5 protein-coding genes and 1 pseudogene are annotated in these 13,153 nt (G+C 36.5%); all 6 read right to left on the bottom strand.

The features are described 5' to 3' along the window. Positions 1 to 54 precede the first annotated feature (54 nt). A pseudogene (locus JE46_RS24780) lies at positions 55 to 144 on the bottom strand (IS982 family transposase); the annotation flags it as partial. 124 nt (positions 145 to 268) lie between these two features. Then, positions 269 to 1,123: a glycoside hydrolase family 16 protein gene (locus JE46_RS02230; protein WP_031453631.1), complete on the bottom strand. Its 855-nt coding sequence runs from the start codon at positions 1,121 to 1,123 to the stop codon at positions 269 to 271. Positions 1,124 to 1,333: 210 nt separating this feature from the next. Next, positions 1,334 to 5,863, bottom strand: a complete 4,530-nt coding sequence (locus JE46_RS02225) for a glycosyl hydrolase (protein WP_031453630.1) — start codon at positions 5,861 to 5,863, stop codon at positions 1,334 to 1,336. A gap of 358 nt (positions 5,864 to 6,221) precedes the next feature. Continuing rightward, positions 6,222 to 8,204 carry a RagB/SusD family nutrient uptake outer membrane protein gene (locus JE46_RS02220; RefSeq protein ID WP_031453629.1) on the bottom strand — a complete coding sequence of 661 codons (1,983 nt, stop codon included), beginning with the start codon at positions 8,202 to 8,204 and terminating at the stop codon, positions 6,222 to 6,224. Between the two features lie 13 nt (positions 8,205 to 8,217). Then, positions 8,218 to 11,550: a SusC/RagA family TonB-linked outer membrane protein gene (locus JE46_RS02215; protein WP_031453628.1), complete on the bottom strand. Its 3,333-nt coding sequence runs from the start codon at positions 11,548 to 11,550 to the stop codon at positions 8,218 to 8,220. 367 nt (positions 11,551 to 11,917) lie between these two features. Further along, positions 11,918 to 13,069 carry a glycoside hydrolase family 88/105 protein gene (locus tag JE46_RS02210; protein WP_031453627.1) on the bottom strand — a complete coding sequence of 384 codons (1,152 nt, stop codon included), beginning with the start codon at positions 13,067 to 13,069 and terminating at the stop codon, positions 11,918 to 11,920. Between the last annotated feature and the right edge of the window lie 84 nt (positions 13,070 to 13,153).

The following is a 13,153-nucleotide window of genomic DNA, read 5'->3' as shown; positions in this document are numbered from 1 at the left end:
CAAAAAATAGAGGGGTCATAGCGACATATTTTGAGGGGTAAATCAGTAAAAAATAGCAGGTAATTTATCAATCATTCTTCTTAATCCTTTTGTATAAGCTATTTTTCCTGGTGTTAAATGAAATGCTATTGGAATACCTGATTTTTTGTCGTTCCATAAGCATTAATATGTACTTAGTCATTATCTTTTCATTGTTTTCGTAAATCGATTACTTTGGCTGAAAATGAAGATATAAAACTTAATAAGTAGCGAATATTTTAATTTCATTTTAATGCTTTTTTTGATAAACCCTGATATAATCTATTATGTATTGTGATGGTAAATTATCGCTTGTAAATTCCCCGCCGTTCATCCCTCCTACTGCCAGATTTACCAATATATAATGAGGCTGCTGAAAAGGCTTAATCTTTTGATTTTTATATTTCATCGTTTCATCGACGCTAATCTCGTTTAGTAACTGATCATCAACATATAATCTGATCCATTTGGCATTCCAATCCATTCTCCAGATGTGAAACTGATCTTCCCAATCTTTATTAAAATCAGTTAGTATTTTTGTCGAACTGTCCCAGACTGTTTTGGATTCATCTGATTTCCAGCATGCATTGGCTAATATTTTTCCTGTATAATATTCCATAATGTCAATTTCGCCATTTTCAGGCCAGTTTCCTTCTATACCTAAGGTCCAAAATGCCGGCCACATGCCTTTTGTAACCGGAATTTTAGCCCGCATTTCGAATCGGCCATATTGCCAGGAATGCTTTCCACGGGTAATTAAACAGGAAGAAGTTACTTTTACAGAATCTCTGTTTTTTGTCCAGTCAGAATGGTTTTTTGAAACAAAATCCGGGTTTGATCTGTTTTCTTTTAGGGCTTCAATAATCAGGAAACCGTTTTTGCAGAAAGCATTTTCTTTTTGATACCACTGGGCTTCCTGATTTCTTACAAAGCCTGTTTCATAATTCCAGTTCTTTTCATCCGGAATCCCATCAGCAGTAAATTCATCACTCCAAACCAATTGATATCTTTCATTATTTGATTCTTTGTCTTTATTTGTAGCAAAAACATAACTTAATGACAATAGGCTTCCTATTATTAGTAAAAAACAACTGCTAAATTTCATTTCTATATATTTTAAAATCAATTCACTAAAGGGTAGTGAGTTACATTGTCTTAAAAAGCAATAACTCTATTAAAGTCTTTTATTCTATTTAAGTTAAGCTTACTATATCATCTCTTAAACAATAAAAATGGGGGATCGCTCAAAATCCCCCATCATTACAAAAACACATTATAAAACCAAACTAACTTTATTTTTTGATTTAATTAATCATTATTTTTTGACAACCCTGATTGCTTTATCCGGATAAGAATGAAGCTTTACAAAGTATAGTCCTGAGCTATTGTTTTCCAGATTTAGTTGAACTTTACCGTTTTGAACTGCATAATCCGATTCAGAAATTAATTTTCCGTCTACGGTATAAATTGTAATTTTTTGGATACCATCAGCTATCGGGAAAGTAATATCGAACTGTCCTGAGGTAGGATTTGGAAAAACGGTTAAATTTCCTGAAAGCCCAGCCGGTTTATTGGTTGATAATGTCGTATCAACGCTTCCGTAAAATTCAAGTTCAGCTATATTTCCGTAACCGGCTGGTGTGTACCAATAGATATATCTGTATTTTGGAGTTGCCAAACCAGAATCCTGTGTAAAAACATCATTTGCCGGTGTGCTTGTTATTATATGCAAAACTTCATAAGAATTGAGATAATCTTCGCTGTTCGAACCGCGAATTTCACTTCCGGTTATACGATTGCCAAAACCATTTCGAGGAACATATCTGATGTCCGTCAGACTTGCTTTTCCATTTGTTCCAAAATCATATCCTACATAACCTGTTGCAGTAGGACCATCAACATAAGTCGTCAGGTTTTCATCAAAAGCCTTTTCAATTGTAGCACCATTACTTTGATACGATCCGGTATGTCCAATTATACTCCCCGTAATCTTTTGTCCCTGTGCAGGTGTTGCGGTTAGAAGATTTGATTCAGGGCCTTCGCCTAAAGTATTAAAGGCTGCAATTTTATAATAGTACGTTGTTCCGTTTGAAACAGATACGTCGCTATATGAATTCGTTGCAACGGTTGCTATAGTTGTAAAAGGGCCTGATGATGAAGTGGATCTTTTTACATAAAAACTAACATCGTACATAAAATCCCATGTCAGATTTACTTTTGCATCACCGTATGCTAAACTTGCATTTGTAACGGCTGGCGGAATTGCAAATGCCATTGTTTTTACATTCAAAGGTGTAGAATACTGACTTTCACCACCTGTATTTACAGATGCCAGTTTATAGAAATAATCTTTGTTTTCTTGTAAATTAATATCGTCCAGAGTGGTTTCTTTTAGATAAACCGCGACATTTTCATACGTACCATTCAGCGTTTCGGATCTTTTAATTGTATAGGATTCTGCTCCTGCAACAGCTGTCCATTTTAGATTGATTATGGATTTAGACAATGCCTTTCCTTCAATATTTGAAGGTGTTGCAGCAATTGGAGCCTGTTCAAATACCATAATAGCCGAATATGCTGATTCTGTATTGTCTTTACCCACTACTTTGATTCGGTATTCTGCTCGTGAATGCACTAAATCAGTTTTCTTGGTAACTTTGTAATCTGTTGATTCATAGAAAACCGAAAAATCATTTTCGCCTGTTAATTTTCTTTCCAGAATATATTTATTTACTAAATCGTTATTAGTCCCTGTCCAGTTTATGGTAATATTTTGGTAGTCGGATGACAGTTGGTAACTCAGTGTTTCAACTTTTGTTTTCCATGTTGAGATGTACTCTCTGTTCGAACTGTACGCTTTGGCAGAAGTATTATTCGCATAATATTCTCCAGCAGGAGTTAAGACCACATAACTTGTAGCTGTACTTGAAATAACCGGTGCAGTTTGAAGCCATACATAATTTTGCCAGTTTGGATTTCTTGTTTTAAAGGCATCGTCTATAGTAACATACATCGCTCTTGCATCCTGTACCCAGTTATAGATCGAATAGCGCTCAACATAATCAGTGGTCTCTAATACGGTTAATATTGCGGCCAGATCATTTTTATGCTTGATTGCATTTGCATCTGTCAATAGCGTTGGGCCGTCAGGAAAATTATTACCTGTCCAGTTTGCCCCTATATTCCATTCTGTAATCCAAAGCGGTCTTTTGTATCTGTCATAGACATTTTGAAGATCACTTTTCCATTGTGCTGCAGTTTTATACCAGTAACAGTGAATTGCAACATAATCAATTCGGTAATTATTAGCTTCAGCCTGCGTCATAAAAGTCCCCATCCAAGGATTAAAAGGATCAGATGTAGCCGGAGAACCTAATCGCAATCCGGATTTCATTAATGCCGGCCAGGAAGCTATAGCGGCTTCAACTGTCATATTTGACTGATCAGGACGATCGGGTTCATTAAATCCTAAAAGATGCGTATAACCTTCTTTTGTATAAGCTGGAGTAAAGGAAGGCCAGAAATTAGTCTGTCTTATGGGTACATACTCAATATTGGGTGTAGAATTCATTCCGGTATTCCAGTTGTAGTACCAGGTAATATTGGTGGCATCCATCGCCTCTGTACTTCCGCCAGCGAGCCCTTTTTTATTGACTTCATGCCATTTCATTGTTCTGATAAACGAAATCGTTCCGTTTAAATTAACAGGGAGAACCGGAATTTCCAAATCCTGATTTTCTGCTATAAAAACCCTGCTGTAACCGCTTCCGTCTGCATTTGAAGCAAAAGTTGCCATATAGCCTTTTTTCAATTTGAATGACTTAATCGCGTTATCAAATGAACTTAAATTATCGTGTGGCGTAACGGTTTCATATTGCTGAGAAGTGCCTGCGAAATTTTCTGCTGTAAAAACTTCTAACGGTTTTAAATCTGAAGTATAAGGAGCTACAACAGCACCTCCTGCATAGTTAGAAACTATAACATTAGTTCCGTTACCGGCCAAAGTTCCATTTACGGATATATATTGCAGATAAGAACTGATAACAACTGATGGTTTAACATTTTCAAAATACACCTGTGCATTTACAGAATTTAAGTTTATCGTTGAATTGATTAACGGATTGTAGGCATTTTTTAAATACAAAGAAGCCGAAGAATTCAAAACCACTTTTGATTTTGCATAAGCACCAACATTCACACTACTGGAAATATCAGCAGTTTGCAATGAAGGACTGATAACTTTTTCGGGTGCATAGGCTGTATTTTCAAAAGTTACGGAACTCACTTCCATATTAACTGCACCAACTGCATAATTTTTACCAATAATGATACTTGCAAGCTGTTGGGTCTGAATTTTTAAATCGCCAATTCCAAAAAGGGCTTTATCGCCTGTAATATTGATATAATAGATTCCTGCACTCTGAGACTGAAAAGACAAATCTCCTTTTCTCAATTTATTGACAGCACCTGTTGTAAAGCTTTTCGATGAAATAACCGTCCCGCCGCCATTCGCTGATGTAGAAACAGATACACTCATTTGAGAACCGGGAGCTAAATTTGAAATGTACTCATACAGCCATGAAAATTGATAATCCCTGGAAGCTTCCAATTGTACCGGAAATGAATAAACCGAGTTTTCAGCCGTACCGTCCCATCTAATATAAAGCAATCTTCCTGCATAATTTGAATCATCCGATTCTAAAGCATGCCCTGATGTTACATCCATATATCGTGTTCCGCTGGCCGCATTTGCTGTATTGAAAATGGCTGAAGATAATGAGTTGGTCCAGTTATAAGCTGCGGGTGAACCTGAATTATCATTAACAAAACCATCCCAGGTATTGATTAAATTTGAAGATTTCAGTTTTAAATCCCCAATTGCCATAAGTCCGGATCCTGCTGTAATAGTTACGTAATAAACACCATCAGCATTTGAAATAAAAGACAAGTCTCCTCTTCTTAATTTATTGGCATTTCCGGTTGTAAATGTTTTAGAAGCAATAACTCCGGTTCCGTTTGCAGCTGCTGATATGGCTACATTTATAGGAGTTCCGGGAGCAGAATTTGATATATATTCATAAATCCATGAAAATTCATATTTCAGGTCTTTCTCTAATTTTACCGGATAACTGTAGGTTGAAGCAGAATAAGCGCTATTATCCCAGCGAATGTACATTATTCTTCCGTTGTAAGCTGTATTATCTGATTCGAATGTATGCCCGGAAGTTACATCCAGATATCTTACACCACTGGTAGAATTAGCGGTGTTCCATGGTAAACTTGCCGAAGTATTGGCCCAACCGTAATCATTTGGTTTACCCGAATTGTTCCCTGCAACACCTGCCCATCTGCCAAGCAGGTTATCTGATCCGTAAACAATTGGTCCTGATGAAATATCAGTTACAAAATCCAATGGTTTTGAGATTAAATAATGACCATCCTGATAAATATTTACAAGACTATTTTTTACCACATACCTGTAAGTCTGTTCCTGAGCATTATCAATAGAAGTACTTAAATTTTCTATTGCTGATAAAACTGTGGAATGATTAAAAGTAGTTTTATCCAAAGAAGTCCGGAATCCAAGTCCTGAAGTATTTTTAACTTCGACATCCAATCCTCTGCCCTGTGCCGAATTTATTTTAGCCTTTACTTCCAGCGTAAATTCTGTCTGACTGGATAACGGGAAAGACAGTATGTCCGGAGTAGCACTATTACTAAATGTTTTGGAACCGTTTAATGTCGTAGCCAAATTTACTTTAACCGGAAGATTAGGTGCCTGTGCCTGTATTCGGAATAAAAATACCGACAGACCGAAAAATAAAAAGGTGTATAATTTTTTCATATGAAGTCTTATTTAAAAATTGTTTTAAAATTTTTGTTTACTTTTTTAGTTAGTGACAAATTAATTTGATGCAGAAACCAAGAGACTCCTGCAGTTAATAACCGGTAAAAATGTATGGATTCATGTGAATTACTGCTGGACTATACAAAAACAAGTAAATCCAGTTTCATAAAGACCACCGGCATTATTCTTTTACGAACAATGCCTTTGTGGTCAATACTTCTTAAAAACTATTAATTGGGGGGCAAAAAATTAAATCTTTTTAATCAATGTACGATTTGTTGATAAGCTTAAACTTTTGGGTAATTTTAAGCAATTAACTTTGTGGTATTAGTACATTTAAATTGGCATTTTAGAACTATAATACACTTTCATCCGCAACAGCATCCTGCCATTTATCCCAAACCTTAATGTTAGGGTCGTAACCATCATAACCGTAGTTCTGACTTAATTTACCTTTAATATTAGCTGTTATATCACCGTTTGGTATAGGCCAGTAATTATTACGTTTGTCCATAGTATAGAATTTAGTACCATTTGGCACAACAATTCCGCTTGGATATTTGTTATATAGTGTGTAGTGTACGATACGCTGATACCAGTAACTGCCTCCGGCATTGTCTGTTCCTGACTGCTTGTCCCAATTGCTTAAACTGTACGTTTGCCCCCATTCATCGGGTCTTCCGCTTATGGCTAAACAATGCGAAATACGTTTTAATTCTACATTTCTCCATTCTTCCAGATAAAGTTCTCTTCCTCTTTCTGCACAAATATCACCAATAGTTACCTGTGTGTACATTTGAGAAGCTCCCGCTCTGGCTCTGACAGCATTTACATCCTGTGCTGCTCCGCCCACATTACCCTGATAAAAACGTGCTTCTGCTCTTAGCAGATACGTTTCAGCTAAACGATACAGGTACCAATGGGCCTTACTTCCGGTACTTGCTCCCTGAAAATCAGTTGCATTTGCATTGGTTTCATTTACAACATCATGCAGGTAGATTTTATATAACGGAAAATCGAACCATTCACGAAGGGTATCTCTGGATAAGAGAACGTTTGCTTCTTTCATTCTAAAATTTTGCTGGTAGTATGCAGATGTTTTATCACTGTATTTAAGATCTTCCATATTGACCCAGTTACCAACAGTATTATTATGTCTAAGATCCTGCTTGTCCTCAATACCGTTTACCACCCACATAGGATGCTGTGAATAATAGGAAGCACTAATCGTTGCAATACCACGGCCCAATGCTCTTGCATAATCGTATTTGACCTGATAGTTTGCATTATTTGAGGCAAAACGAGCTGCTGCCTGTTTTCCATCAGGTGTGGTTAGTGTACCTGAATTCCAGTTGGGTCCAAAAATTCTCATGGATGCAAATGGTAAAAATGACTGTACACCACCATTCGGCATTATCATAATAGCTTCTTTATTCGCTGCAATGATTTTATTTTCAGGTCTGTGCAAATCCCAGATAACATTTCTTGTAATCGTCCATGTTTGTGGATTTCCTCCTGGATCAAAAGTTCCGAAATTGCTTTGCATTAAAGAATACCCGGATTGATTGATCAGAATATTGGCTTGTGCTTCAGCTTCGGCAAATTTACCTGATGCCAGATAACATTTAATCAATAACTGACGACACGCCCCTTTATTCACCACACCTAAATAAGGCAGTTTTGACTGTTCCGGAACCCATTCAACAGCTTTTTCCATATCAGCTGTAATCATTTCAATGATAGCTTCTTTCTTAGTCGAATAATAAGTTTGCTTAGGAATTTCTAAAATTTTTGTAATTAAGGGTACATCTCCAAATTGATATACCAGATTTAAATAACGGTATGCTCTATGAAAATAGGCCTGACCGATATACTTATTCTTAACTTCCTGAGTTAAACTCGTTACTTTATCAATATAGGTCAATATAGTATTGGCATGTTTAATACCATTATAAGCTTCCCCCCAGTAAAATCCAAGGTAAAAATCATCATTTGGATCTGTTTTAAAACTTCCGGTAGGAACGATAGTATTGGCAAAATCAGAAATTGTACTGGTATTATCTGTTTTTCCATATTTTGCCATATCAGAGAAAACATATTCTGTGCCAATAGGAACACTATTACCGGCACTTCTAAAGTGGATGTAATTATTACGGAGTTGTTTATCAGCACTTGCCAAAACTGCCTGCAAACCGGATTCTGTAGTAAATGTAGTTTCAGGCTCGTAAAAGGAAAGTGGGTCCGGCTCCAAAAAATCCTTTGAACAAGAAACCAAAAGAGCAGTCACCGCTACTAAAGGTACAAGTGCTGAGATTTTATTTTTTATATATTTTTTCATTGTTGAGTAATTTTTAAAGTGAAACGTTAAAACCTAAATTAAACATTCGTGTAGCCAGTCCGCCTGTTTCCGGGTCTCCGTAATATTTCCATTCGCCTGAAGCGGCCCATGTAGCCACGTTTTGACACGAAGCAAAAATTTTGAAATTGTTCACATGCAGACGGTCTAAAAGATCTTTAGGAAGTGTATAAGCAATTGAAATATTATCTAAACGAATAAAACTACGGTCGTATAATTTTGCTGTTCCGGCTCCTGCCGGTCCTCTGGCATCAAGGCGTGCCCAATCATTAGTTGGATTATCAATTGTCCAATACGGATTTACAAACGGATTATAATTGTTTGTATACAAACTACCGTCGTTATAGGTATTCATATAACGTCCATCAAGCGATTTGTGCCCCATGTACGAATACATGTTAATGGCCAGATTCCAGTTTTTATAAATCCTGAATTCATTACGTAACGACCAGTTGATTGGTGGTGCTTCCTGGCCTAAAAACTGTTTATCTTTTTCATTATAAATTGGTTTTCCATTGACATCATCGGCAGTGTAACTGTTTTCGACTTTTGGATCACCGGGGCGCTGTCCATACTTAGCAGCTTCTTCAAACTCTTCTTTTTGCCAGATCCCGATTACTTTATAATCCCAGATTTGAGAAATAGGTCTCCCGATAAACCACTTATTGGTCTTATCATCTGATTCTTTAGTGCCAATAACATTGCCATTTGAATCCTTAACATCTTCCATATTGCCATATAATGCATTGATGGTATTCTTGTTATATGAAAAAGCAATGCTGGTAGTCCATTCAAAGTTTGGATTTTTTATATTTATTGTATTAAGGCTTATCTCAATACCTTTGTTTTCAACCTCTCCAAGATTAGTGGCAATTGATCCAAATCCGGTAAAAGGAGACAAACGTTGATTCATGATCATATCATGGGTAATCATTCTGTAAACATCTATGGTACTTGTAATTCGGTCATTTAAGAAACCAAGGTCAAGACCAATATTGGTTGCTTCTGTTTTTTCCCACTGTAAATTTGGATTTGCCATACGATCAATTCCTAAGTATTTCACATCAACAATATTCCCTGATGCATCGATATAGCCCATTGTTGCGCCAGTACCTGAGGCTAAGTTTGCCAAAGCCAGATAGGGGTCAGATAGTGTTCTGTTTCCGTTTTTACCCCATGACAAGCGCAATTTACCTGTACTCATCTTATCCCAATTGAACCAGTTTTCTTTATTAAAGCTCCATCCTGCTGCTACAGAAGGAAAAACTCCATACGGATCTGTAGATCCAAATGCGGAATATCCATCACGGCGTATCGTTCCTGTTACCATATAACGATCATTAAACGAATAGAAAAGTCTCGCCATTAATGCATCGGCTGTTTGATGCGTGTCGTTTGATGAAAACGAACTGTTAGCAAGTGTTGCATTAGCAATATTATGAAACCCTAATGCATCTGATGGCAGAATATTATTTGCATCAATACGATCTGACCATGTTTTAAGTTCCTCAGCTTCCTGAACAAAAGTGGCTATAATATGGTGTTTTTTGGCAAATGTATAATCCCATGTTATTGTATTATTCAGGTTCCATGTAAAATTTTTACCGTTTTCTCTGTCTACTCCTATCGTAGCAGCATTCCAGCCTTTGTGACCTGCTGACTGGAAATAACGATTGTAAAAAAATTGATATCGTGGAGCAACATTAAAAGAATATGTAATTCCAAAAGGCAAATTTACCTTGGTATTGAAAATGGTATTCAATACCGTATATCCTTTCTCAAGTTCTATAAATTGGCGGTCGTAGTAATAATTATATCCTCCGATAGTCTGCCCCATTGGCTGTCTGGCATATTCGCCGTTTGCTTCCTTAAACACAGAAAAAGGGCTGTTTCTCAACATATTTGCATCCCAGTAATTAGTACCTGTACCTACGGCTATGTCGCCATCTGTACGGTCCTGAAAATTAATATTTGCCCCAAATTCCAGCCAGCTTGTAATTTTAGCATCCACTTTCATATTGGCACGAACTGCCTCATAATCGTTACCCTGAATAGCTCCTTCTGATGTTAAATAGCCCAAAGACATATAATAATTTACTTTATCATTTGCTCCGGAAACACTTAAATTATGGTCATGATTGATTCCTGTTCTAAATGTACTGTCATACCAATTGTGTGTTTTTCTCTCTGTAAAATTTTTCAAAAGCATAGGGTCAGTGATCCCCAAACGCAGTCCCCATACTTCATTCAGGCTTTTTCCCTGAGTTTGTCCCGCCGGTTGATACCCTAACCATTGCGCCTGAGTTATACCATACTGATCTAATTGGTCAGGACTTGTATAATACCCCGGTTTACCAGCAGCTGTTCCTGTCATCCATGCTTCGTAATTTCCTGTAGCTGTATTTTGACCATACGTTTTAGCAGTCTCCCAATCCTGACGGTATTTTATATACCCTTGCGGAGAGTACACATCACGATAGGCACTTTCATTGACAATAGTTGTGTTGGTAGTAACATTTATGACAGGCTTGCCTGTTTTTCCTTTTTTGGTTGTAATAACAATAACCCCTGCTGCCGCTTTAGAGCCAAAAATAGCTGTTGCGGATGCATCTTTTAAGATATCGATCTGACCGACATCATCAGGATTAATTTCTGAAAGCTCGCCATAAAACTGCATTCCGTCTAAAATAATCAGTGGAGAGTTATGTCCTGCACCATCAGGATTGTAAACAGAAGTCTGCCCGCGAACCTGTAAAGATCCTCCTCCTTTTGCATCAGCTGAATATCCGACCTTCAGACCAGGAACACCTCGCAATAAATCCTGAACGGTTTGTGGATTTTGATTTGCTAAAGCTTCGGGTTTCACCTGAACAATTGCTCCGGTTAAATCCTTTTTCTTCATTTTACCATATCCCACCACCACTACTTCCTCTAAAGAAGCAGCATTCTCTTTTAATTGTATAATAACATTAGATTTATCTTTTACTGTAATTTCCTGAGTTACATAACCAACAAAGGAAACTATCAATACTGAATTTTGATCTCCTGCTAAACTAAATTTTCCATCAAAATCTGTTATAGTACTTATTTTTGTTCCCTTTATCAAAATAGTGGTTCCTGGCAACGGTAAACCGTTTTGGTCTTTAACCTGTCCATTTATGGTACTTTGCTGCTGTAGTTTTTCTAATTTAGCAATACTTGCTGAATTGGTGGTGGATGCGTGCACCTGAGTCAAAGAAACTAACACACAAAACAGTGTGAGTTTCTTTTTAAAATCAAATCCGGATACGTAATCAGGAGCCTTAATCTTCCTAATAAAATTTGTCATCTTTGGTTGTAGTTTGGTTAATTGATTCGTTAAGTAAGTTTGTAATTATAGCGGTATTCAATACTATATTTTAATCTTCAGCTATAACTTACTCTGCAAATCTAACCTAACACTTTACATCAAAAGGGGGTAATTACAACATTATAAAAGGGGCAAATCAGCATATTATCATTTAAATTGGATTTTTTTAGGGCTCTAATAAAAAAATAGCTTTTAAAATATGTAATACATAATTATAAAGTAGTCTAAAACAAAATTTTTAATTTAGCATTGAAAAGTCTTAACATGAAAAAACTTCAAAATAAATGTATAAAAATGCAAAAGGCTGTCCGCAAAGACAGCCTTTCATTATAAATATTTTAGATAATTATTTTACAAAACGTGACATCTCAGAAGCTGCCAGTAAAAAAGCGCCAACTCCAAAATCAGCGGTAGAATTTTTATCAACTACCTGCCCGGGAATGGCTTTTTCGCCAATTGGCTGTATGTATCCAACGGTACCATCTTCCTGAAGTGCAAATGTTGTTAAATAATTCCAGGATTTTTCTACAACAGGCAGATAGGTTTTCTTGTCTAAAATTCCATTATTGATTCCCCACAGAAAGCCGTAGGTAAAAAAGGCTGTACCGCTTGTTTCAGGCCCCGGTGCATGTTCAGGATCCAGAATACTTCTCGTCCAGTAGCCCTCTTTTTGCTGAGCTGTCGCTAAAGCCTGAGCCATATCTTTAAAACGTTTAATGTATTCATTTCTATGTTTCGCTTTTTTTGGCAAATCCTGTATAATTTTGGCATAACCGGCAAAAATCCAGCCGTCTCCCCTTGCCCAAAAGTCTTTTTTACCGTTCGTACTTTTGTGTTTTGGATAAATATATTTTGCATCCCGGTAATATAATTTTGCTTCATTATCATACATAATACTATCCGAATATTGTAAATAAGAATGCAGTTTTTCCAGATACATTTCGTTTCCGGTAACGTTGTACAGCTTTGTCATTACAGGCATTACCATATACAATCCGTCAACCCACCACCAATAATCATTTTCTTTGGTACTCATTTCATACTCCATAACTTCGCGGGCACGGGCGATTTTACTGGGATCGTTTTTTCCTGTAAAATTGTATAAATCAATATAGGTCTGAAAACAAATCTGCCAGTCTCCAAACAAAACATGTTTGTCTGTTTCTCCATAATTGTATTTCCACTCCGACTTGTCATTTGATTTAGCCCCCATCCATTCATTTTTCTCAGCCCAGGCCAAAGAATAATCCAGATATTTTTTGTTTTTAGTCACTTTGTAAGCTTCTATGTTTCCTGTATGATAGGCTGATACATGCCAAAAAGAATTCCCCGGTTCAGGATGTGTTTCCTGCCAGTGATTGTTTACTTTATCAATAATCGAAATAACTTCTGTCTTTGATTGTTTTATTGTAGATTTCTTTTGGGCTGTACTTTTGCAACTAAAAGCTGTTAAAGAAGCAGCACTTATTAGTAGAAAAAATGATTTTTTAAAATTCATTTGGTTATGAGATTAGATTAGTATTTTGACTTATTTGGTTTAACTAATTTAAAACTAAATATTTTAGAAACTAGTGTTATCCTG

Source organism: Flavobacterium chungangense LMG 26729 (assembly GCF_000735715.2).
In the GTDB taxonomy this organism is placed as follows: domain Bacteria; phylum Bacteroidota; class Bacteroidia; order Flavobacteriales; family Flavobacteriaceae; genus Flavobacterium; species Flavobacterium chungangense.
The sequence above is the reverse complement of the archived record's forward strand: the minus strand, read 5'-3'. Positions and strand labels throughout refer to the sequence as shown.

Bases quoted from the DNA above. Each gene is read 5' to 3' on its own strand.
- JE46_RS02230 (WP_031453631.1), bottom strand. From the start codon at position 1,123: ATGAAATTTAGCAGTTGTTTTTTACTAATAATAGGAAGCCTATTGTCA.
- JE46_RS02215 (WP_031453628.1), bottom strand. From the start codon at position 11,550: ATGACAAATTTTATTAGGAAGATTAAGGCTCCTGATTACGTATCCGGA.
- JE46_RS02220 (WP_031453629.1), bottom strand. From the start codon at position 8,204: ATGAAAAAATATATAAAAAATAAAATCTCAGCACTTGTACCTTTAGTA.
- JE46_RS02225 (WP_031453630.1), bottom strand. From the start codon at position 5,863: ATGAAAAAATTATACACCTTTTTATTTTTCGGTCTGTCGGTATTTTTA.
- JE46_RS02210 (WP_031453627.1), bottom strand. From the start codon at position 13,069: ATGAATTTTAAAAAATCATTTTTTCTACTAATAAGTGCTGCTTCTTTA.